This window comes from Ramlibacter montanisoli, from assembly GCF_013087525.1.
Lineage (GTDB): Bacteria > Pseudomonadota > Gammaproteobacteria > Burkholderiales > Burkholderiaceae_C > Ramlibacter > Ramlibacter montanisoli.
On the sequence record NZ_JABFCS010000001.1, the window covers coordinates 34481 to 55047 of the forward strand.

The 20567-nt window shown below is 69.1% G+C and carries 22 protein-coding genes and 2 pseudogenes; 6 read left to right on the forward strand and 18 right to left on the reverse strand.

The features are described from left to right. Positions 1-11 precede the first annotated feature (11 nt). On the reverse strand, positions 12-821 hold the full coding sequence (locus HK415_RS00170) for a 3-hydroxybutyrate dehydrogenase (RefSeq protein ID WP_309246523.1): 810 nt from the start codon (positions 819-821) through the stop codon (positions 12-14). Then, on the reverse strand, positions 818-2329 hold the full coding sequence (locus tag HK415_RS00175; protein WP_171556333.1) for an AMP-binding protein: 1512 nt from the start codon (positions 2327-2329) through the stop codon (positions 818-820). Before HK415_RS00175 ends, HK415_RS00170 begins: the two co-directional genes overlap by 4 nt. Positions 2330-2514: 185 nt before the next feature. Between HK415_RS00175 and HK415_RS26750 the strand changes: the two genes are divergently transcribed. Continuing rightward, on the forward strand, positions 2515-2682 hold the full coding sequence (locus HK415_RS26750; protein ID WP_373684514.1) for a hypothetical protein: 168 nt from the start codon (positions 2515-2517) through the stop codon (positions 2680-2682). Then, positions 2679-3644: an ABC transporter substrate-binding protein gene (locus HK415_RS00180; protein ID WP_373684515.1), complete on the forward strand. Its 966-nt coding sequence runs from the start codon at positions 2679-2681 to the stop codon at positions 3642-3644. The genes HK415_RS26750 and HK415_RS00180 overlap by 4 nt, the downstream gene beginning before the upstream one ends. A gap of 1 nt (position 3645) precedes the next feature. Here HK415_RS00180 and HK415_RS00185 read toward each other — a convergent pair whose 3' ends face one another. The 6 genes and pseudogenes from HK415_RS00185 to HK415_RS00205 form a co-directional block, all read right to left on the reverse strand. Beyond that, the gene (locus HK415_RS00185; protein WP_171556334.1) at positions 3646-4209 is read right to left on the reverse strand and encodes a LuxR C-terminal-related transcriptional regulator; all 564 of its coding nucleotides are present in this window, start codon (positions 4207-4209) and stop codon (positions 3646-3648) included. A gap of 16 nt (positions 4210-4225) precedes the next feature. Next, entirely contained in the window at positions 4226-5878 is a 1653-nt protein-coding gene (locus HK415_RS00190) for a SulP family inorganic anion transporter (RefSeq protein WP_171556335.1), read from the reverse strand. A gap of 10 nt (positions 5879-5888) precedes the next feature. Then, positions 5889-7210: pseudogene (locus HK415_RS00195) on the reverse strand (sulfatase family protein). Then, positions 7210-8046: a Bug family tripartite tricarboxylate transporter substrate binding protein gene (locus HK415_RS00200; protein WP_253261704.1), complete on the reverse strand. Its 837-nt coding sequence runs from the start codon at positions 8044-8046 to the stop codon at positions 7210-7212. Before HK415_RS00200 ends, HK415_RS00195 begins: the two are co-directional and overlap by 1 nt. Next, the gene (locus HK415_RS25810; RefSeq protein WP_256373032.1) at positions 8043-8171 is read right to left on the reverse strand and encodes a hypothetical protein; all 129 of its coding nucleotides are present in this window, start codon (positions 8169-8171) and stop codon (positions 8043-8045) included. The genes HK415_RS00200 and HK415_RS25810 overlap by 4 nt, the downstream gene beginning before the upstream one ends. An 11-nt stretch (positions 8172-8182) precedes the next feature. Then, complete coding sequence (locus HK415_RS00205; protein WP_373684516.1) at positions 8183-9175, reverse strand: tripartite tricarboxylate transporter substrate-binding protein; 993 nt, start codon at positions 9173-9175, stop codon at positions 8183-8185. Positions 9176-9260: 85 nt separating this feature from the next. Between HK415_RS00205 and HK415_RS00210 the strand changes: the two genes are divergently transcribed. Both HK415_RS00210 and HK415_RS00215 read left to right on the forward strand, forming a co-directional pair. Further along, positions 9261-11720 (forward strand): ligase-associated DNA damage response DEXH box helicase, encoded by a 2460-nt coding sequence (locus HK415_RS00210; protein ID WP_171556337.1) that lies wholly within the window; start codon positions 9261-9263, stop codon positions 11718-11720. Between the two features lie 108 nt (positions 11721-11828). Continuing rightward, positions 11829-12269, forward strand: a complete 441-nt coding sequence (locus tag HK415_RS00215; RefSeq protein ID WP_171556338.1) for a BON domain-containing protein — start codon at positions 11829-11831, stop codon at positions 12267-12269. Positions 12270-12352: 83 nt separating this feature from the next. Here HK415_RS00215 and HK415_RS00220 read toward each other — a convergent pair whose 3' ends face one another. From HK415_RS00220 to HK415_RS00250, 7 genes are all read right to left on the reverse strand, one after another. Continuing rightward, the gene (locus HK415_RS00220; protein WP_309246524.1) at positions 12353-13414 is read right to left on the reverse strand and encodes a zinc-binding metallopeptidase family protein; all 1062 of its coding nucleotides are present in this window, start codon (positions 13412-13414) and stop codon (positions 12353-12355) included. A gap of 93 nt (positions 13415-13507) precedes the next feature. Further along, on the reverse strand, positions 13508-13822 hold the full coding sequence (locus HK415_RS00225; protein ID WP_171556339.1) for a BON domain-containing protein: 315 nt from the start codon (positions 13820-13822) through the stop codon (positions 13508-13510). Positions 13823-13918: 96 nt separating this feature from the next. Continuing rightward, positions 13919-14374, reverse strand: a complete 456-nt coding sequence (locus HK415_RS00230) for a hypothetical protein (RefSeq protein WP_171556340.1) — start codon at positions 14372-14374, stop codon at positions 13919-13921. Continuing rightward, entirely contained in the window at positions 14371-14745 is a 375-nt protein-coding gene (locus tag HK415_RS00235) for a phage holin family protein (RefSeq protein ID WP_171556341.1), read from the reverse strand. The genes HK415_RS00230 and HK415_RS00235 overlap by 4 nt, the downstream gene beginning before the upstream one ends. 108 nt (positions 14746-14853) lie before the next feature. Next, positions 14854-15024 (reverse strand): hypothetical protein, encoded by a 171-nt coding sequence (locus tag HK415_RS00240; protein WP_171556342.1) that lies wholly within the window; start codon positions 15022-15024, stop codon positions 14854-14856. A 34-nt stretch (positions 15025-15058) separates the two neighbouring features. Then, complete coding sequence (locus tag HK415_RS00245; RefSeq protein ID WP_171556343.1) at positions 15059-15223, reverse strand: DUF1328 family protein; 165 nt, start codon at positions 15221-15223, stop codon at positions 15059-15061. Between the two features lie 133 nt (positions 15224-15356). Beyond that, positions 15357-16745 (reverse strand): CHASE3 domain-containing protein, encoded by a 1389-nt coding sequence (locus HK415_RS00250; RefSeq protein ID WP_171562999.1) that lies wholly within the window; start codon positions 16743-16745, stop codon positions 15357-15359. A 119-nt stretch (positions 16746-16864) separates the two neighbouring features. Between HK415_RS00250 and HK415_RS00255 the strand changes: the two are divergent. Then, positions 16865-17499 (forward strand): annotated as a pseudogene (locus HK415_RS00255) (response regulator). Between the two features lies 1 nt (position 17500). On the opposite strand, the gene HK415_RS00260 reads toward HK415_RS00255, so the two are convergent. Then, positions 17501-17878, reverse strand: a complete 378-nt coding sequence (locus tag HK415_RS00260; protein WP_171556344.1) for a response regulator — start codon at positions 17876-17878, stop codon at positions 17501-17503. 216 nt (positions 17879-18094) lie between these two features. On the opposite strand from HK415_RS00260, the gene HK415_RS00265 reads away from it, so the two are divergent. Beyond that, positions 18095-18253, forward strand: coding sequence for a hypothetical protein (locus HK415_RS00265; protein WP_171556345.1), 159 nt, complete (start codon positions 18095-18097; stop codon positions 18251-18253). Here HK415_RS00265 and HK415_RS00270 read toward each other — a convergent pair. Together HK415_RS00270 and HK415_RS00275 are read right to left on the reverse strand one after the other, a co-directional pair. After that, positions 18250-19011 carry a HesA/MoeB/ThiF family protein gene (locus tag HK415_RS00270; RefSeq protein WP_171556346.1) on the reverse strand — a complete coding sequence of 254 codons (762 nt, stop codon included), beginning with the start codon at positions 19009-19011 and terminating at the stop codon, positions 18250-18252. The two genes, HK415_RS00265 and HK415_RS00270, sit on opposite strands and share 4 nt — an antisense overlap. Before the next feature lie 63 nt (positions 19012-19074). Then, a complete protein-coding gene (locus HK415_RS00275) occupies positions 19075-20514 on the reverse strand; it encodes a S41 family peptidase (RefSeq protein ID WP_171556347.1) in 1440 nt (479 codons plus the stop codon). Positions 20515-20567 lie beyond the last annotated feature (53 nt).

The window sequence follows — 20567 nt, forward strand, 5'->3', positions numbered from 1 at the left end:
CGCGCCGCGCATCACTGTGCCGTCCAGCCCCCGTCGATCGGGATCGCCGCGCCGGTGAGGTTGTGGGCGGCGGGCTCGCACAGCCACACCACCACGCGCGCGATCTCCCCGGGCAGCGAGGTGCGCAGGCTGGGCTGCTTCTCGCGCAGCAGGTCGCGCACCGCATCGTCACGCGCCACGCCCAGCGACTGCGCGCGCGCATCGATCTGGGGCTGGATGATGGCCGTCTCGGTCCAGCCGGGACATACGCAATTGACCGTGACGCCGCCGCTGGCGCGGCTGCCGGCCTGGGCATATTCCAGTGCCGCCACGCGGCTCAGGCCGACCAGGCCGAACTTGGCGGCGACGTAAGGCGCCTTGTTCACCGATGCGACCAGGCCGTGCACCGAGGCGACGTTGACCACCCGGCCGTAGCCGCGCTCCGCCATCCCGGGCAGTGCGAGCCGCATGGTGTCGAAGGCCGCCGACAGGTTGATCGCCAGGATCGCATCCCACTTCTCGCGCGGCATGCTGGCCATCGGCGCCGTGTGCTGGATGCCCGCGTTGTTCACGAGGATGTCGATCGGGCCGCCGGACTGCGCGGCCTGCATCAGCCGCGCGACCTGCGTCGCATCGGCCAGGTCGACGCCGAAGAACTGCACCTGCGGGGCGCCCGCGGCACGCACGCGCGCCTGCGCCGCCTCGATGTCCTCCGGGCTGCCCAGGCCATGCAGCACCAGCGAGCAACCCTGCGCCGCCAGCGCTTCGGCCACCGCCAGGCCGATGCCCTGCGTGGAGCCCGTCACCAGGGCGCGGCGGCCTTGCAGCATCTTTCCGTTCATTCCTTGCCTTCCTTCAGCCGCCGGCGCAGCTCCGTCTTCAGGACCTTGCCGTAGTTGTTCTTGGGCAGCGCATCCACCAGCTCGTAGCGCTTGGGCCGCTTGAAGCGCGCGATGTGCTCCAGGCAGACGGCGTCGAGGTCGGCGGTGCGCACGGAGGCGCCGGGTTGCGGGACGACGAAGGCCACGACGACTTCGCCCCACTCGGGATCGGGCGCGCCGACCACGGCGGCCTCGGCCACGCCGGGGACCGTCAGCAGGACCTCCTCCACTTCGCGCGGGTAGATGTTGGAGCCACCGCTGATGATCAGGTCCTTGCTGCGGTCCTTCAAGGTGAGGAAGCCGTCGGCATCCAGGCTCCCCATGTCACCGGTGAACAGCCAGCCATCGCGCAGGGCCGCGGCCGTCGCCTCGGGGTTCTGCCAGTAGCCCGCCATCACGGTGTCGCCGCGCACCAGCACTTCGCCGACTTCGCCGAGCGGCAGTTCGCGACCGTCCGCGTCGGTGACGCGCACCTCCACCGGCGTCTGCGCCACGCCCACCGAGGCCAGCCGCTGCGCATGGCGCGGGTGTTCCGTGTCCAGCAGCTGCGCGCGCGACAGAGCGGTGGCCACCATCGGCGTCTCGCCCTGGCCGTAGATCTGCACGAAGCGCGGGCCCAGCACGCGCAGGGCCCGCTTGATGTCTTCGGCGTACATGGGCGCGCCGCCGTACACGATGGTCTTGAAGCCATCGCCGCCCAGGCCCTGCGCTTCAGCATGGTCCACGAGGCGCTTGACTACCGTCGGCGCCGCGAACATCGACACGCGCCCGAGGTCGCGCGCCAGGCCGAAGATCTCCGCCGGGTCGAAGCCGCCGGAGGCCGGCACCACGTGGCGCGCACCGGCCATCATGTGCGGGATCGCGTAGATGCCGGCGCCGTGCGACATCGGCGGGCCGTACACGATCGCGTCGCGCGCATCGATGGCGTCGACGTCGATGAAATAGGTCAGCCCCATCGTCATCAGGTTGCGGTGCGTGAGCATCACGCCCTTGGGCTTGCCGGTGGTGCCGCTGGTGTAGAACAGCCAGGCGAGGTCGGTCGCCGCGCGCGCCTGCAGTTCCAGGGGCGCGGCCTCGAGCAGTGAGGCGTACTGCGGCGTCTCGACGTCGATGCAGGCGCCGTCCACCTGCAGGCCCGCGCCCACGTCGGCGGTGACGAAGGCACAGCGTGCCTGCGAATTGGCGGCGATCCACTCGGCTTCCCGCAGGTGCAGCTTGGCATTCACGGGGACGACCACGAGGCCGGCCCACCAGCAGCCGTACATCAGCTCCAGGTAGGCAGGATGGTTGCGCATGAACAGCAGCACGCGCTCGCCGGGGGCCAGCCCCGTCGCGCGCAGGGCGCCCGCCAGCCGCGCCGCGCGCGACGCCAGCTCGCCATAGGTGCAGCGCAGCTGCGTTCCCTCGTAGAGGGCGGGCCGCTGCGGATCGGCCAGCCCGATGCGCCGCAGCGTGTTCGCCAGGTTCATGTCTCGCTCCGAAAGCGTGAAAGATAGCCGTGCGGGGGGCGGCCAAGAGCGTAGTAACACGCGATCGCTGCGCGTCCCACGTAACACTACGTAATGGCTTCTCCCCAAAGGTGCATAGGCGATTCACCTTAACCTCGCGGTCCGATGGCAGCCGTCCAGGCCGCCACGTCGTTGAGGAGAAGAGCATGAAGAGACGCAGCTTCGCGCTGGGGCTCGGGTCGGCGCTCGCGTTGCCCGCCGTGCGCGCCCGCAATGCGGACCTGGTGGTCGGCCAGGTGGCACCCCTCTCGGGCGTGCTGGCCAGCACCGGGGCCCAGATGGTACTGGGGGAAGGATCTACTTCGAGCACGTGAACGCCAGGGGCGGCGTGCACGGACGACGGATCCAGCACGTGGTGGCCGACGACGGCTACAAGGTGGACGAGACGGTGCGGCTCACCCGCGAGCTGCTGCAGCGTTCCGACGTGCTCTCGCTGTTCGGCTTCGCCGGCACCGCCAACATCGGCAAGCTGCTGGCCGAGGGCGTGCTGGAGCAGGGCGGCGCCGCGCTGGTGGCGCCCTACACCGGCGGCGAGAACCTGCGCACGCCCTTCAATCCCTGGATCTTCCACCTGCGCGCCGGCTATGCCGACGAGACCGAGCACATGGTGCAGCAGGTCACCACGCTGGGCATGCGGCGCATCGCCGTGATGTACCAGGAGGATGGCTTCGGGCAGGCGGGACTGGAAGGCGTGCGGGCCGCGCTCGCGCGCCGCAAGCTGCCGCTGTCGGTGGCCGCCGGCTACGAACGCAACACCGACAAGGTGGAAGAGGCGGTCAAGCGCATCATGGCGTCGGACGCGCAGGCGATCATCATGATCTCGGTGAACAAGCCGACGGCGGCCTTTGTGAAGCGCTATCGCGAGGCCGGCGGCGGCGCGCAGCTTTACAACATCTCGGTGGTGGATCCGGCGGAGATCGTCAAGCTGGCCGGCCTGCGCAACGCGCACGGCCTCGGGATCAGCCAGGTCGTGCCCTATCCCTACACGCCGCGGCTGCTCGCCGTGCGCGAATACCAGGACCTGCTGAAGCGCTACGCGCCTGACCAGCAGGTGAACTACACGAGCTTCGAGGAGTTCCTCGGTGCCAAGGTGCTGGTGGAAGGCCTGCGGCGCGCGGGCCCGAACCCGACGCGCGGCAAGGTGATCGAGGCGCTGGAGTCGATGGCGGCCTTCGATCTCGGTGGCGTCACCGTCGGCTACTCGCCGCAGAACCGCGTGGGCTCGCGCTACGTGGAGGTGACGGTGATCGGCAGCTCGGGCAAGCTGCTGAAGTAGTTCAGCCGGCGCCGACCAGCCGCGCGACCAGTTCGCCGTGGCTGGCGGCGCCCAGCTTCTTCATCAGGCGGCTGCGGTGCGCTTCCACCGTGCGGGGGCTCAGGTCCAGCAGGCGCGCGATCTGCTTGCTGGTGCAGCCGGTGACCAGGTGCTGCGCGACTTCGCGCTCGCGTGCGGACAGGTCGCCCGCCACGCGGCGACGCCCGGAGATGTCCTCGAACATCCACACGGCGTGGGCGAAGGGCTGGCTGCGGTCCAGGGCGCGGCCCACCACGTGGCACCAGAACAGCGTGCCGTCGCGCCGCTTCATGATGCGCTCGTCGCCATAGGTGCCTTGCTCGCGCATGACCGGCAGCCCGATCTTGCCGATCTGCAGGTATTCGTCCTGCGAGGGGTAGAGCGGCGCCAGCGGCTGGCCGGCGAGTTCGGCCGGCTCGTAGCCGAACATCTGCGCGAAGGCGGGGTTGCACAGCACCAGCACGCGGTCCTGCGTCACGCACATGCCCACGGGCGCGAGCTCGAAGGCCAGGCGCAGGGCGTCGAGGGTCTCGGGGCTGGCGGGCATGCCGCCATTGTCCCGGTCAGGCGGCGGAATCGGCAAGCGCCTGCAGTGCTTCGGCGTCGGTCCGGTACATCCTGAGCAACGGTGTGGCGTGCAAGGAACCTGCCTTCTGCAGCACGCGCTCCACGGGCAGCTTGATGCCGCTGATGTGGAGGGTGACGCCCTTCTCGGCGAGCAGCTTGCGCAGCTGCCCGAACATCTCCACGCCGGTGGCGTCCACGCGGTTGATCGGCTGCGCGAACAGGCACACGTGGCGCACGTCGGGGTTGGCGGCGAGGTGCTCCACGATCGCGCGCTCCATCGCGGTGGCCGACGCGAAATCGAGTTCGGCGTCCATGCGCAGCGCGTACAGTCGCGGCGCCAGCGGCGGCAGTTTCCACAGGTGGCGGTCGCGCAGGCTGCCGTCCGGGTGCAGGCCGACCTCGATGATGCGCGGGTGCAGCCGCAGCACCAGGAAGTGCGCCAGCCCGATCAGCATGCCGGTGAGCACGCCCCAGTAGATGCGCGGGGCGGTCAGCAGGGTCACGGCGAAGGTGATGGCCGCGGTCGCGGCCTCGACGCGGTCGATCTTCCACAGGTCGATGAAGGTGCGCGGCTTGAACAGGCTGGAGACGGCCGCCACCACCACCGCCGCCAGCACCGCGCGCGGCACCGGCGACAGCACCGGCGTGAGGAACAGCAGGAACAGCATGATGAAGGCCACCGCGATGACGGTCGCCCAGCCGGTGCGCGCGCCCGCATAGAGCGTCAGCGCGGAGCGCGAGAACGAGGCGCTGGTGGCGAAGGATCCGCAAAGCGCCGAACCCAGCTTCGCAACGCCTTGGCCGAACAGGTCCTGGTTGGCGTCCCAGCGCTTGCCGTCCCGCTGGCTTTCCACCTTCGCACTGGAGGCCATTTCCAGCGAGCTGACCAGCGTGATGACCAGCGCCGGCGCGATCAGCGTGGAAAAGGCTTCCCAGCCGGGCCACCCCGGCCAGTAGGGCGTGGGCAGCCCTTGCGGCAGCGGGCCCACCACGGCGCCGTCCTGCGCGAAGCCGCTGAAGTGGCTGAGGACGGCCGCGGCGGCCAGCACGATCAGCATGATGGGAAGCCGCGGCGCCACGCGGCGCGCCACCACGAACAGCACCAGGCTCACCACGCCATAGGCGAGCGCCTGCGGATCCAGCTGCGCGCCGTGCAGCAGCTCGGGCAGGGAGCCTTGCAGTCCCAGCAGCGAAGGCAGCTGGGACGCGATGATCAGCAAGGCCGCCGCCTGCGTGAAGCCGGCCAGCACCGGCGAGCTCACCAGGTTCAGCACCCACGCGGAGCGGGTGGCGGCCACGGCGATCTGCAGCCCGCCCGAGAGCAGCGCGAGCCACACGGCCAGCGCGACCCAGCTGGTGCTGCCCGGTTGCGCCTGCCCCACCAGCGAGGCGCCCACCAGCACGCAACTGAGGGCCGCCGGCCCGGTGGACAGGCGCGTGGACGCGCCGAACAGCACCGCCAGCAGGGGCGGCAGGAAGGCGGCATAGAGGCCCGTCACGAGCGGCATGCCGGCCAGGCCCGCGTAGGCCACCGACTGCGGGATCATCACGACGGCCACCGTCAGGGCGGCGATGGCCTCGCCGCGCAGCAACTGCGCGCCGGGGCGGGGCCATTGGAGGAAAGGGAACCAGCGGGACAGCTTGGACATTCGCCTGAGCTTAACGTTGCGGCATGTCCTTCACCGAGTAGCCCAGGCTGATCGTCGCATCCTCCGGGATGGGGGCATGGTCGCATTCCAGCTTTCCCACGCATCGCGCATGCGGCCAGGCGCGCGGGCTCGCGTCCGGCGAGGTTGGCGCGCTCGCGCTCGTCGGCGGGGATGTCGAACAGGTAGTCGTGGCCGTCCACCCGCAGGTACTTCCAGTCGCCGTCGCGCAGCGCGCTGGCCGCGGTGGTTCATGCGCCAGTGCAGCGGGCGCGCGAAGGTGCGGGCCGGCTCGCGCAGCACCGGCAACAGGGACACGCCATCCAGCGGGTAGGCAGCTTCCGCTTCGGCGCCGGCCGCGTCCAGCACGGTGGCGGACCAGTCCATCGTCATGCAGTGCTGCTCGCTGGTCGCACCGGGGCCGATCACCGCCGGCCAGTGCGCGATCCAGGGCACGCGGATGCCGCCTTCGGTGAGGTCCATCTTGCCGCCCACCAGCGGCCAGTTGTCCGAGAAGCGCTCCCCGCCGTTGTCGCTGGTGAAGACCACCAGCGTGTCCTGTTCCAGGTGGTGCCTGCGCAGCGCCTGCATCACCCAGCCTATGCCTTCGTCCATGTGGTGGATCATGCGCCGGTAGGTGTGGATGTTGCCGCCGTGCAGGTGGAACAGGTTGTCCTTGACCTGCTGCGCCAGCGCGCCGTCCTCGCGCGTCTCCCAGGGCCAGTGCGGCGCCGTGTAGTGCAGGCTGAGGAAGAAGGGCTGCTCGCTGCTGCGCGGCGCCATGCGGTCGATGTAGTCCACGGCACGGTGCGACAGCAGGTCGGTGAGGTAGCCTTCCTCCGCCTTCTCCTCTTCGCCGATCCACAGGTCGTGCTGGCCGTTGGAACTGCAGTGGGTGAAGTAGTCGACGCCTCCGGACATCGGCCCGAAGAATTCGTCGTAGCCGGAGCGCAGCGGGCCGAAGGCAGGCGGATAACCGAGGTGCCACTTGCCGATGAGGGCCGTGCGGTAGCCCGCCTTCTTCAGCAGTGAGGGCACGGTGGGGTGTTCCGCGGGCAGGCCCAGCGTCGTGCTGCCGCGGCTTTTGCTGTTGATCGGTTCTTCCGCGGCGCCGCGCAGCCGGTACTGGTAGCGCGCCGTCATCAAGGCGAAGCGCGTGGGCGAGCACACGGGCGAATTGGAGTAGCCCTGCGTGAAGCGGATGCCGCTGGCGGCCAGCGTGTCGAGCTGCGGCGACACGCGGCCGAACTCCGCGTCGCGTCCGCCGTAGCAACCGAGGTCCGCGAAGCCGAGGTCGTCGGCGACGATGAAGATGACGTTGGGCCGCCGTGCCATCACTCGACCTTCATGCCGGTGACGCGGATCACCTTGCCGTAGCGCTCCGACAGTTCGGCCAGGCGCTTGCCGGCCGCCGCCCCCGTGAGTCCTTCGTAGTGCAGGTCCAGGCCGTCCAGGCGGGCACGCACTTCGGCGCGCGCGAGCGCGTCGACCATCGCCTTCTGGATTGCCTGCACCACCGGTTCCGGCGTCGCGGCGGGCACCATCGCCAGGTAGAACACTTCCTGTTCCAGCTGCGGCAGGCCCGCCTCGGCGATCGTCGGAATGTCGGGCGCGAGCGTCGAGCGCTTGCGGCTGGTGACGGCCAGCGGCACGATCTTGCCGGCCTTGACGTGCGGCAGCATGCCGGGCGTGGCGAGCACGCCGCCGTTCACTTCGCCGGCCAGCACCGCGGTGACGGCCGGGGTGTTGCCCTTGTAGGGGACGTGCGTGACCTTGGCGCCGGTCGCTTCCGTGAGCAGCTCCGCCGCCAGGTGGCCCGGGCTGCCGCTGCCCGCCGAACTGAAGGTGACCGGCTTGTCCTTCGCCGCCGCGACCAGGTCCTTCATGGCCTTGAAGCCGGTGGACGGATGCACGCCGACCAGCAGCCCGGAGGACGCCATGATCATCACCGGCCGCAGGTCCGATGCCTTGAAGGGCATGCCCTTGTAGATGTGCGGATTCACGGTGAAGGTGCTGTCGATGCCGAACAGCACGGTGTGGCCGTCGGCCGCGGCCTTCGCCACCGAGTCGGCGCCGATGTTGCCGCTGGCACCCGCCTTGTTCTCCACCACGAAGGGCTGGTTGAACTGCTTCTGCTTCTGCAGCACGTCGGCCACCGAGCGCGCGATCATGTCCGAGGGACCGCCAGGGGGAAGTTGTTGACGAAGCGCACCGGCTTCGTGGGCCAGGCGGGTGCCTGCGCGAAGGCGGGCGCGAGGGAGGCGGCGAGCAGGGCCGCTGCGAGGAGCTGTTTCATGGCGGGATCCTTCAGGGCTGGTAGCCCGACTTCTGCACCACCGGTGCCCACTGGGCGCGGTAGGCCTTGAGCATGGCCGCGGTCTGCGCCTGCGTGGAGACCACGGGGCTCATCTGCGCGGCCAGGAACTTGCGTTGCGTGTCGGCGTCCTTCATCACTTCGGTGATCGCGGTGGCATAGCGCTGCACGGCGGCGGCCGGCATGGTCGCGGGCGCGAAGAAGGCGTTCCAGCCCGTCGCCACCAGGGGCAGGCCGGCTTCACGGAAGGTCGGCACCTTCGGCGAGATCACGTTGCGCGCGGCACCCGAACTCGCGAGGATGCGCACCTTGCCCGCCTCGTGCTGCGGCAGCACCGTCTCCAGGGTGTCGATGGAGACCGGCACCTGGCCGCCGAGCAGGTCGGTGATCAGCGGGGCGGAGCCGCGGTAGCCGACCACCTGCGCCTTCACGCCGGCGCGCTCGGCCAGCATCAGCGCCACGAAGTGCGGCAGGCTGCCGGTGGCCGGCACGCCGAAATTCGCCTGGTCCGGATTGGCCCGCAGCCAGGCGACCAGGTGCGACAGTTCGCGCACGGGCACGGCGCCGGCGACGGTCACGGCGAAGTCGTAGTCGTTGACATGCGAGACCGGGACGAAATCGCGCTCGGGATCGTAGCCGTTGTCCTTGAAGACCAGCGGCGCCACCACCATGACGGCGGGATTGGCGACCATCAGCATGTGCTGGCCCGGCGGCGCCGCCTTGACCTGCTGCGCGGCCAGCCAGCCGCCGGCGCCCGTCCTGTTCTCCACCAGCACCGTCATGCCCAGCTTCGCCTGCAGCTTCTCGGCGACGATGCGTGCCACGCGGTCGGTCGCGCCGCCCGGCGCGAAGCCGGTCACGATGCGCAGGGTGTTGTCCGGGGCCTGCGCGTGGGCCGTGGCCGCCGCCAGCGCCAGCAGTGCCGCGGCAAGGGTTCTTTCTTCATGGCTTGTCTCCGGTGGCCGCTCGGTCGCGCCAGGGCCCACTCTACTTGCCGCACAATCGATTGTTCCATGCAATCGTTCCGCAGAAACCCGCATGCCCACGGCGCAGCAGGATGGTGACGGGCTGATGAGCGCGAACGAAGCGGGTGCCCGGGCCGCTGCCTGGATGGCGGGGCGGGGCTGGCAGCCCTTCGCCTTCCAGCAGGAGGTGTGGCAGGCGGTGGACCAGGGACGCAGCGGCATGCTGCATGCCACCACGGGCTCCGGCAAGACCTACGCCGTCTGGCTCGGCATGCTCGACGCCCTGCTGCGCAGGCACCCGCACGGCCGCGGTGCCGAGCCGCTGCGCGTGGTCTGGCTCACGCCCATGCGCGCGCTTGCTTCCGACACGACCAAGGCCCTGGCCGAACCGTTGCGCGAGCTGGCGCCGAACTGGACGATCGGCCTGCGCACCGGCGACACGCCCAGCGCCGAGCGCGCGCGGCAGGACCGGCGCATGCCCACCGTGCTGGTCACCACGCCCGAGTCGCTCACGCTGATGCTCACCCGCGAGCATGCGCGCGAGGAGCTCTCCGGCGTGGAGTACGTGGTGATCGACGAGTGGCACGAGCTGATCGGCAGCAAGCGCGGCGTGCAGGCGCAGCTGGCGCTGGCGCGGCTGCGTGGCTTCCACCCGGGGCTGGTCACCTGGGGGCTGAGCGCGACGCTGGGCAACCTGGAAGACGCCATGCACGTGCTGTGCGGGCCGCAGCCCGATCCCGCACCGCGCCTGGTGCGCGGCCGGATCGACAAGACACTCGTCATCGACACGCTGATCCCGCCGGATCCGGGCAAGTACTCCTGGGCCGGCCACCTGGGGGTGCGCATGCAGATGCCGGTGGTGGAGGAAATCGACCGTTCCGGCACCACGCTGGTGTTCACCAACGTGCGCTCGCAGGCGGAGGTCTGGTACCAGCTGCTGCTGGAGGCGCGCCCGGAGTGGGCCGGCCACATCGCGCTGCACCACGGCTCGCTCGACAAGGCCACGCGCGAGTGGGTGGAGAACGGGCTCAAGGAAGGGACGCTGCGCGCCGTGGTCGCCACGTCCTCGCTGGACCTGGGCGTGGACTTCCTGCCGGTCGAGCGCGTGCTGCAGGTGGGCTCCGCCAAGGGCGTGGCGCGCATGATGCAGCGCGCCGGCCGCAGCGGCCACGCGCCGGGACGGCCGAGCCGCGTGACGCTGGTGCCCACCAACACCATGGAGATCATCGAGGCGGCGGCCGCGCGCTGGGCGGCCCGCAGCGGCCGGGTGGAGAAGCGCACTCCGCCGGAGAGGCCGCTGGACGTGCTGGTGCAGCACGTGGTGACGGTGGCGCTGGGTGGCGGTTTCCGGGCGGACGAACTGTTCGCGGAGGTGACGTCCGCGTGGTCCTACCGCAAGCTCACGCGCGCGGAGTTCGACTGGGTCGTCGCCTTCTGCGAGCGCGGCGGCGAAAGCCTGGGCGCCTATCCGGAGTACCACCGCATCGTGCGGGGCGAGGACGCCATCTACCGCGTGCAGGACAGCGGGGTGGCGCGGCGCCACCGCCTGGGTGTGGGCACCATCGTCAGCGATGCGGCGATGCAGGTGAAGTACCTGACCGGCGCCCACATCGGCACGATGGAGGAGGGCTTCATCGCGCGCCTGAAACCCGGCGACCACTTCTTCTTCGCCGGCAAGCTGCTGGAGTTCGTGCGGGTGCGCGACATGGCCGCCTACGTGCGCAAGGCCACGAAGAACAAGGGAACCGTGCCGACCTGGATGGGCAGCAAGATGGCGCTGTCCACCGAGCTGAGCGACGCGGTGCTGGAGATGATGCAGAGCGCGGCGCAGGGCGATTTCCTCGAGCCGGAACTGGAGGCTGCGCGTCCCATGCTGCTGACGCAGCAGCGGCTGTCGAAGATCCCCACGCCGCATACGCTGCTGGTGGAGGCCTACCAGTCGCGCGAAGGGCAGCACCTGTACATCTACCCCTTCGCGGGCCGCAACGTGCACCTGGGACTGGCGAGCCTGCTGGCGTGGCGGCTCGCGCGCGAGGCGCCCAACACCTTCAGCATCTCCATCAACGACTACGGCTTCGAGCTGGTGAGCGCCGCGCCCTTCGACGTGGAACCGGTGACCAGCCAGCGGGTGTTCTCCGGCACCGACCTGCTGCACGACGTGCTGGCCTCGCTGAACTCCACCGAGCTCGCGCAGCGGCGCTTCCGCGAGATCGCGCGCGTGGCGGGGCTGATCTCCACCGGCTACCCCGGCCAGCCGAAAAGCACGCGCCAGCTGCAGGCTTCCAGCGCGCTGTTCTTCGAGGTGTTCCGCAAGTACGACGCCGGCAACCTGCTGTTGAACCAGGCGGAGAACGAAGTGCTGAGCCAGGAGCTGGAGATCTCGCGCCTGGGCGAGACACTGCGCCGCATGCGGGCCAAGCAACTCGTGTTCGCGCCGCTGCGGCACCCCAGCCCGATGAGCCTGCCGCTGATGGTGGAGCGCTTCCGCGAGAAGCTCACCACCGAGTCGCTCGCGACCCGCCTCGAGAGGATCCTCAGGGACATGGAGGCCGACGACGCGGCCTAGGAACCCGCTTGCACTTCTCCTACAGGCGCATCCTCCCCGCCCGCACTCTGGTGCGGCCTGCCTCTTCCTACAGTGGAGGCACAGACTGAAAGCAGTTGGGAGATACAGATGAAGAATTCCACGATGGCCCGCGCCGCGCTGACCGCGTCCTCGCTGGCGGTGTTGCTGGCCCTGGGGGCCTGCGGAGAACGGGTCGAGAACACCGAGACGCAGACATCGCAGCCGAACGTCGAGATCAACCGGCAGGGCACGGACGGCGCGAAGGAAGAGACGGCCGCGATCGGCGTCGGCAACAACGACACGACCCGCATGGGCGCCGGCGCCGAAGCGCCGGCCAACGACCAGGACCAGCGGATCGCGACCGACGTGCAGACCTCGCTGGCCACCAACCCGGACTTCGGGGCGATCAAGGTGGACGTGCATGTCGAGGACGGCAAGGTCACGTTGCGCGGCCGCGCGCCCGACCCCGCCGCCCGCGACCGCGCCGCCGAAATCGCGCGCAACGTCAGTGGCGTGAAGGCTGTGGACAACCAGCTGACGCTGGGCTGACCGGCCTCAGGAGGCGGAGGATTCCGCCGCCTTCTCCTCGCGATGCGGCTCGGTGGTCCGGGCCTGTGACCGCGTCTGGCAGATCACGTCGTGCACGTAGCGCGCTTCTCCAGCGCGCCGCCCGACAGCGCGAACGGGTAGGCGTCCTCCTGGCCCAGGCTGCGGTTGAGGCTGTTCACCAGCAGCGTCACCGGCACCCACTGCTCGACCAGCAGGTCGAAGTCGGGGCGGCCGGTTTCCAGCGGGTTCACCACGTCCTCGACCTCCATCTCCTCCTGGCCGGGAATGGTCAGGCGGGTGTTGTAGGCGGCCGCGGTCTCCAGCAGGTCCACCATGTGCAGGTAGTGCGCCCAGGTCTCCGCCCAGTCCTCCCAGGGATGCGAGGAGGCATACGCGCTCACGAAGTCGTCCTGCCAGTCCGGCAGGGCGCCGCCGCGCGCATAGTGGTCCTGCAGCGCCTGCTGGTAGTCCGCGCGCTCGTCGCCGAACACGGCGCGGAAGTCCTCCAGGCGGCCGCCTTCGGCGATCAGGCGGTCCCAGTAGTAGTGGCCGGACTCGTGCCGGAAGTGTCCCAGCAGGGTGCGGTAGGGCTCGTGCATCTCCTCGCGCCGGCGCACGCGTTCGGCGTCATCGGCCTCGGCCACGTTGATCGTGACCAGGCCCTGCGAATGGCCGGTCATCACGGGCTGCCCAGGCATGTCGGCGAGGAATTCGAAGATGGGGCCGTCGGCCTGGCCATCCTGCGGCGTGGTGGCCACCAGGCCCAGCTTGGCCAGCGTATAGAACAGGCGCCGCTTGGCGGCTTCCAGCCGGTACCAGCGCAGCGGGTTGGCCGGCTGCGAGAGGTCGGGCAGGATGCGCGTGAGGCGGCAGGACACGCACAGGACATTGGGGTCCGACGCGGGCACCGCGAAGTTGCAGGCGTTCTGCGTCTCGTGGTTGTGGCAGAGGCGATAGCGGGCGGAAGACTGCTTCTTGCCGCGGCTGCGCGGGCGCCACAGGTCCTGCCCATCCTCGGTCACGGGTTCGATCGCCGCCATGTTCAGGCGATCGGGCAGGAAGGCGAGGGGGCTCTCGCACTGCAGGCATTGCACGTTTTCGAAGAACAGCGCGTGGCCGCAGTACTGGCAATGGAAGGTCTTCATGGTTCTGGGTCCCCGGGGCAAAAAAAAAAAGGGCAGGCCGCATGGCAGCCTGCCCTCGCGGACGGCGCGTGCCGCCCGCAGCCGGTGCGCTGCTTACGGACGCACGACCAGGTTGTTGCGCACTTCGCGCACGCCGCGGGTGGTGGCCGCGATCTGGCCGGCCGCATCCTTCTCGGCCTGGGACTTGGCGAAGCCGGACAGCGCGACGGCGCCGTTCAGCGTGTCGACGTTGATCGACAGGCCGCCGGTGCGCTTGTCCTCGATCAGCTTGGCCTTGACCGCGGTGGTGATGGTGCGGTCGTCGACGTAGGTGCCGACGTCGGTCTGGCCACGCATCACGGCGCAGCCGCTGGTGACCAGGGTGAGGCCGGTGAGGATCGCAAGCGCGATGGCGCGGGTCTGTTTCATGGTGAACTCCCTTCCTTGTGGGTTGCTTTTGAGTCTGGTGCGGTGTTTTCAGGAAGCGCACCGGGAAGCCGCACCGTACTCCCCGGATAGCCGGTTTCAATCAGGACGGTCGTGATCCTTGCGGTAGTCCGCCGCCGACATCGCCGCCATGAACAGGTGCGACAGCTGAGAGGACTTCAGCAGCGCCACCAGGATCGTGGTCAGCGAAATGAGGCGCCAGGGCCGCGCGAACGTCAGCGCCGCGCCTGCCGCCAGCGAGATGCCGAGCAGCTGCAGCGGCTTGCGCCGCGCGTAGCCGCGCATCAGCGGCGTGGCCAGGTCCACCACCATGTGGGCCGGGTGGTAGCGCCACCAGGTCTTCACGCCGTGCGACAGGTGGCCGAACCAGCCGGCGCCGGGATCCAGCGGCGGCTCGTCGGCGTAGCCGAAGCTCTCGTCGCTGAACGCATGCCCCGGCAGCTCCTCGCGCGGATCGTGCTTGCGCTGGCGGCGCGCCACGTGCTCGAGGATGGCCTGCCGGCTGCGGGCCAGCTTGTCCGAGGCCTGGCTCATGACCGCGCACCGATGGCGCGCAGCACCTGGGCGTCCGCGTCCAGTTGCGCCTTCAGCTCCGAGAACGCCTTTTCCGGCAGGCGCTTGCGCGCCACCGTGAAGCCGATGATGGAGATCGCCAGCGGGATCGCCGGCACGAGCACGAACGCCCAGGAGAACTGATCCTGCACGCTCGCGAGCATGGCGGCCACGCCGGCCAGGATCAGGAACACGAGCGCGGCGAACAGGGTGACGCCCCACGCGACGGCGCGCCTGGCGACCTCCAGTCCCACCGAGGAGGCTTCGTCCCGCATCAGCGAGGCGTAGCCCGCCACGTGTTCCATCACCAGTTCCGGCTTGGTGATCAGCACCGAGATGATCGGATGCACCATGGGCGTCCGGTTGTCAGAAGTAGCGGTCTTCGAAGTCGCGGCGGTGGCGCAGGGCGATCACGATGCCCGCGACGGCGGCGCCGACGGCGGCCGCGATCAGCGCGGATTTCAGGGGTGGTCGGTCACGTAGGTCTTGCCGACGCTGGCGTATTCGCCCATGTAGCGTTGTGCGGCGGACGCGCGGTCGGACATGCCGGAGCGCAGGTCCTTCACCGTGCTGCTCGCGCGGTCCAGGGCCTCGGCGGCCAGGCGGCGAGTGCTGTCGAGTGTTTCGTTCATAGGGCGGTCCTCTCTTGTTGGGGTGTGCGGCTGCCTAGGGTTTGCGCTTCAGGCCGATCACGAATGCGACGGCCGCCATGGCCGCGAAGACGAAGAACAGCAGCTTCGCGATGCCGGCGGCGTCCGCCGCGATGCCGCCGAATCCCAGCACCGCGGCGATGAGCGCGATGACGAGGAAGGCGACGGCGTAATGCAGCACGGGGAACTCCTTGATGGACCTTGGGCGCAACGGCACGACAGGCGAATCCGTGCCTGCGGCTAGCTTAGGCATATGCGCCGACGCAGTGATCAGGAGCGGGCGTGAACGGGTGTAGGACCGCGACTACAGTAATTCAGACGGTCGTGATCGAGTCCGGATCGAGCGCGGGCGCCGGCTGCTGCGTGCGGGCCTTGGGCAGCGTCGCCAGGATGCGCGTGCCGTTGCCCGGTTGCGAGCCGATGTTCAGGCGGCCACCGGCGGCCTCGACGCGGTGGCGCATGCCGGCCAGGCCGTGCGTGGTCGGCTTGACGTTGCGCACGTCGAAGCCCTTGCCGTCGTCGCGAATCTCGACTTCCACGTGGTTGCTGTAGCCGCGCACGCTCACTTCCACGTGCGTCGCCTCCGCGTACTTGCTCGCGTTGGTGAGCGACTCCTGCACGGTGCGGTAGATCGTGAGCTGGCCCGATTCGTCCATCTCAACCTGTTCCAGGCTGGTGGCCACGTCGATGCCCGAGCGTTCCGAGAACTCGCGCGCCAGGATCTCCAGCGAGGCGGTGAGCCCCAGGTTCGCCAGCGAGGAGGGCCGCAGGTCCTCGATGATGCGGCGCTTCAGCGCGATGCCGCTATTGAGCGTCTCGGTCAGGTGCTGCAGCCGCTGCATCACCTCCGGCGGCGGCGTCCCCAGCCGGGACTTCAGCCGCGCGACATCGAGCTTGGCCGCGGTCAGCAGGGCGCCGAGCTCGTCGTGCAGCTCGCGCGCCAGGTGGCCGCGCTCGTCCTCGCGCACCTGCTGCAGGTGGGTGGCCAGCTGCGCGAGCGAGGCGGTGCGCTCGCGCACCTGCGACTCCAGCAGGTCGCGTTCCTGCTGCAGCGCAGCCTGCTGCTGCTCGCCCGCCAGCTTCAGGCGGGTGGTCTGGCGCAGGTACAGATAGAAGGCGATCAGGGCGGCGGTGGCGACGATGGCGATGCCGGCGCGGGCGAGGCCGAGCGTGTCCTGCACCTGGTCCTGCGCGTCCATCATGCCGCTGGTCGCCGACTGGATCAGCTTGCCCGCCTGTTCGCGGATGGCATCCATGTGCTCCTTGCCCACGTCGGTCATCAGCACGAACTTCCAGGCGTCCTCGTTGCCCTGCTTGCGCATGCGCACCGACAGGTCCATCTCGGCCAGCTTGCGCTGTACGTTGCGCGTGAGCTGGCCCAGGGTCGCCGATTCGGCCGCCTCCGCCGGGTAGTTCCTGCGCAGGCCCTCGAGGTTCTGGCCGATCTCGGCAACGGCCGCGTTGTAGGGCTCCAGGTAGCGGGGATCGCCGGTCAGCAGGTAGCCGCGGGACCCGGTCTCGGCATCCAATACATGCTGGAGCAGCCGATTGACCTGGTTGCGGGTGCGCGTGTACTCCTCGATGCGCTCGAGGGCACGGCTGGACTGGCTGTAGCCCGTTTCGTTGATACCGATGAGCACGAGCGCTGCCAGCAGCGCAAGGATGAGGCTTATCGCACCTCGCGACGAGGCGAAAGATGACAGCAGTTTCACCCTAAAGACTCAGCGTTGTGAATAGAATCCGCGCACGTCATGACTCAAGGGTAGGCCATTTCCAACCGGAAGTGGGGCACAATGAATCAGCTTGGCGAAGAAGGTGAAGCATGATCAAAGTCGGCATTGTGGACGACCACGCCATCGTGCGGTCGGGGCTCAAACAGTTCTTTTCGGAGCAGGTCGACTTGCGCGTCGTCGGCGAAGCATCCAGCGGCCGCGAGGCGATCGACCTCGTGCGCACGACCGAGATGGACGTCCTGGTGATGGACCTGTCCATGCCGGGCCAGAGCGGCATCGACGCGCTGGGGATGATCCGGGCGAAAGCGCCTGACGTGGGCATCCTGATCCTCTCCGGCTATCCGGAAGAGCATTACGCGATGAACCTGATCCGCCAGGGCGCCAGCGGCTACCTGAACAAGGAATGCGAGCCGATGGAGATCGTCAACGCGATCCGCACCATCGCGCTGGGCCGGCGCTACATCTCCCCGGCGGTTGCCGAACTGCTCGCGCAGCAGCTTTCAATCGCAAGGAAGGCGGCGCGCCGCACGAGCAGCTGTCGGAGCGCGAGTTCCAGGTGTTCCTCAAGCTTGCCAAGGGCGAGACCGCCGGCGACATCGCCAAGGCGCTGTCGCTGTCCGTGAAGACAGTCAGCACGTACCGCACGCGCCTGATGGAGAAGATGAACCTCTCCTCCAACAGCGACCTCACGTACTACGCCCTGAAGAACAAGCTGATCGACTGATTCAGGGGCGCCCGGCGAGCGCCAGGCAATAGTCCACCAGGGCATCGATCTCGTTCGACTTGTCGAAGACCGCGTCGGCGCCCAGCTGCGCGCAGCGCTTGCGCATGTCCGGCGTAGCGTAGTTGCTCAGGACCAGCACCCTCTGTTCGCGCCCGCGGTCCTGGCATGCTTCCAGCACGCCCAGGCCGCTGCCCTGCTTGAGGAACAGGTCCACGATCACCAGGTCCCACTGGCCGCGATGGGCCGCGATCCACGCCCTCGCGTCGCTCTCGGCCTCGGCCCACCCGAGCGACCGCACCGATGCCAGCTCCTCCAGCGTGTCGATCAGGTTCTCGCGGATGGTCGTGTTGTCTTCGACGATGTAGGTTCGCAGTTCCACTGGTGTGGCTTGTCTTGCGCGGCCGGGTGGCCGCCGGTCCCCTCTGACCGCGGGCCATTGTGCCAGCGGGCCCCCGGGCCAAAGGTAGGATGAATCCTACGGCAGCGACTGTAGGCACCGGACCACATGCTGCGCGGCAGCACGCCGACTGACGGCGGATTTACCTTCTGGAACACTGCTGTTCAAGGGGCAGGCAGTTTCCGCCCCACCCACAGCATGAAACACGTGATCCCGTCCGCCATGGTCTTCTTCGGCACCCTGCTTGCCGCCGCGCTCGTTGCGCTGGGCGAGCCCGCGGAGGCCGAAGTGCAGATGGTGGTGCAGACGCCGCCGTCTGCCGAGATGGTCGTCGGCCTGCTCGGCCTGAGCGACTAGGCCGCCGCCGCACGCGCGCCGCACACGCGGCACGCGGGGTCGCGCCGTACGCGCATCTCCGTCCATTCCATCGTGCGGCCGTCCAGCATCTGCAGGCGGCCCGCCAGCGAAGTCCCCACCCCCGTGAGCAGGCGCAAGGCCTCGGAGGCCTGCATGGCGCCGATGATCCCCACCAGCGGCGCGAACACGCCCATGACGGCGCAGCGCGTCTCCTCGAAGGACTGGTCGGGCGGGAACACGCAGGCGTAGCAGGGGCTGGCGCTGCTGCGCGCGTCGAACACGCTCACCTGTCCGTCGAAACGGATCGCAGCGCCGGAGACCAGCGGCTTGCCGTGCGTGAAGCAGGCGCGGTTGATCGCGTGGCGCGTGGCGAAGTTGTCGCAGCAGTCCACCACCACGTCGGCGCCGCGCACCAGCTCGTCGAGCTCCTGCGCATCGGCGCGCAGCACCAGCGGCCGCACCAGCACCTCGGGGTTGATGGCGGCGATCGCGTCGCGCGCCGATTCGGCCTTGGGGTGCCCCACGCGTTCGAGGTTGTGGGCGATCTGCCGCTGCAGGTTGGTGAGGTCCACGGCGTCGTGGTCCACGATGGTGATGCGGCCGACCCCCGCGGTGCCCAGGTACAGGGCCACGGGGGAGCCGAGCCCGCCCGCACCCACCACCAGCGCATGCGCATCCAGCAGCCGCTGCTGGCCCTCCAGGCCCACTTCATCGAGCAGGATGTGCCGCGAATAGCGAAGCAGCTGGTCGTCGTTCATGGCGGAATTGTGGCGCACATGAAAAAGCGGCCCGCGGGCCGCTTTTTCACCGTGAAGGAAGAATCAGTTTTCCTTCTTCTCTTCCTTGTTCTCCACGACCTGGGTCTTGGAGACGGCGACCGGGCGGCCCTTGAGCTGGTTGAGCGCCTGGACCAGCTGGAAGTCCTTGTCGCTGCCGAACTCCGGCATCTTGCGGTCGGTCGGGCCCTTCTTGGCCTCTTCCTCGGCGCGCTTGCGAGCTTCCTCGCGGGCCTTCTCGCGGGCCGGGTCCTTGACCTCGGCGCCCTGGCCGCTGCCAAGGTGCTTGTCCAGGTCGGCTTCGCGGGTGCGCAGCACGGAGAACACGTTGCCTTCCTCGGACTCGTCCACCATGACGTCGGGGACGATGCCCTTGGCCTGGATCGACTTGCCGGTCGGTGTGTAGTAGCGCGCCGTGGTCAGCTTCAGGCCGGTGTCCGGGCCCAGCGGGCGCACGGTCTGCACGGAGCCCTTGCCGAAGGTCTGGCTGCCCAGGACCATCGCACGCTTGTGGTCCTGCAGGGCGCCGGCCACGATCTCGGACGCCGAGGCGGAGCCTTCGTTCACCAGCACCACCAGCGGCACGTTCTTGATCTGCGCGGGCAGGCGGCGCAGCGGGTCGGCACCGGCGCGGCGCTGGTAGAACTCCGGCGAGGCCTTGTAGACGAACTTGCTCTCCGGCAGCTGGCCGTTCGTGGACACCACGTTCACGTTCTCGGGCAGGAAGGCCGCGGAGATCGCCACCGCCGCATCCAGCAGGCCGCCCGGGTCGTTGCGCAGGTCGAGGACCAGGCCGCGCAGGTTGGGGTCGGCCTTGTACAGCTCGTCCACCTTGCGCACGAAGTCCTCGACGGTGCGCTCCTGGAACTGCGACAGGCGGATCCAGCCGTAGCCCGGCTCGACGATCCTGCCCTTGACGGACTGGGTCTTGATCTCTTCGCGGGTGATCGTCACCGGGAAGGTGCGGTTCTCGTCCTTGCGGTAGATCGTGAGCATCACGCGCGTGTTCGGCTCGCCGCGCATGCGCTTGACGGCCTCGGACAGGGACAGGCCCTTGACCGCGGTGTCGTCGATCTTGGTGATCAGGTCGCCGGTCTTCAGGCCGGCGCGGAAGGCGGGCGAGCCCTCGATCGGGGAGACCACCTTCACCAGGCCGTCTTCCTGCGAGATCTCGATGCCCACGCCGACGAAGCGGCCGGACGTGCCTTCGCGGAATTCCTTGAAGGACTTCTTGTCGAAGTACTGGGAGTGCGGGTCGAGGCTGGCCACCATGCCGGAGATGGCATCGGTGATCAGCTTCTTCTCGTCCACCGGCTCGACGTAGTCGGTCTTCACCATGCTGAACACGGCGGCGAGCTGCTGCAGTTCTTCCAGCGGCAGCGGCGCCAGCGAGCCACGCGCGACGGTCTGCAACGAGACCGTGGTGAGCGCTCCGGCAAGGGCGCCTACGGAAATCCAGCCGGCAATCTTCAATTTGTGGCTCATGGGGTTGGGTCCAGGGGTCCTCTCGACTTCAATATACACCTGAGAAAGTTCTC

Bases quoted from the DNA above. Each gene is read 5' to 3' on its own strand.
- HK415_RS00215 (WP_171556338.1), top strand. From the start codon at position 11,829: ATGAAGAATTCCACGATGGCCCGCGCCGCGCTGACCGCGTCCTCGCTG.
- HK415_RS00200 (WP_253261704.1), bottom strand. From the start codon at position 8,046: ATGATCGCGCGCTCGGTGGCCGACGTGCTGCAGAAGCAGAAGCAGTTC.
- HK415_RS00210 (WP_171556337.1), top strand. From the start codon at position 9,261: ATGAGCGCGAACGAAGCGGGTGCCCGGGCCGCTGCCTGGATGGCGGGG.
- HK415_RS00235 (WP_171556341.1), bottom strand. From the start codon at position 14,745: ATGGTGCATCCGATCATCTCGGTGCTGATCACCAAGCCGGAACTGGTG.
- HK415_RS25810 (WP_256373032.1), bottom strand. From the start codon at position 8,171: ATGAAACAGCTCCTCGCAGCGGCCCTGCTCGCCGCCTCCCTCGCGCCC.
- HK415_RS00240 (WP_171556342.1), bottom strand. From the start codon at position 15,024: ATGAACGAAACACTCGACAGCACTCGCCGCCTGGCCGCCGAGGCCCTG.
- HK415_RS00190 (WP_171556335.1), bottom strand. From the start codon at position 5,878: ATGTCCAAGCTGTCCCGCTGGTTCCCTTTCCTCCAATGGCCCCGCCCC.
- HK415_RS00270 (WP_171556346.1), bottom strand. From the start codon at position 19,011: ATGAACGACGACCAGCTGCTTCGCTATTCGCGGCACATCCTGCTCGAT.
- HK415_RS00220 (WP_309246524.1), bottom strand. From the start codon at position 13,414: ATGAAGACCTTCCATTGCCAGTACTGCGGCCACGCGCTGTTCTTCGAA.
- HK415_RS00170 (WP_309246523.1), bottom strand. From the start codon at position 821: ATGAACGGAAAGATGCTGCAAGGCCGCCGCGCCCTGGTGACGGGCTCC.
- HK415_RS00185 (WP_171556334.1), bottom strand. From the start codon at position 4,209: ATGCCCGCCAGCCCCGAGACCCTCGACGCCCTGCGCCTGGCCTTCGAG.
- HK415_RS00225 (WP_171556339.1), bottom strand. From the start codon at position 13,822: ATGAAACAGACCCGCGCCATCGCGCTTGCGATCCTCACCGGCCTCACC.
- HK415_RS00230 (WP_171556340.1), bottom strand. From the start codon at position 14,374: ATGAGCCAGGCCTCGGACAAGCTGGCCCGCAGCCGGCAGGCCATCCTC.
- HK415_RS00175 (WP_171556333.1), bottom strand. From the start codon at position 2,329: ATGAACCTGGCGAACACGCTGCGGCGCATCGGGCTGGCCGATCCGCAG.
- HK415_RS00265 (WP_171556345.1), top strand. From the start codon at position 18,095: ATGAAACACGTGATCCCGTCCGCCATGGTCTTCTTCGGCACCCTGCTT.
- HK415_RS26750 (WP_373684514.1), top strand. From the start codon at position 2,515: ATGAAGAGACGCAGCTTCGCGCTGGGGCTCGGGTCGGCGCTCGCGTTG.
- HK415_RS00275 (WP_171556347.1), bottom strand. From the start codon at position 20,514: ATGAGCCACAAATTGAAGATTGCCGGCTGGATTTCCGTAGGCGCCCTT.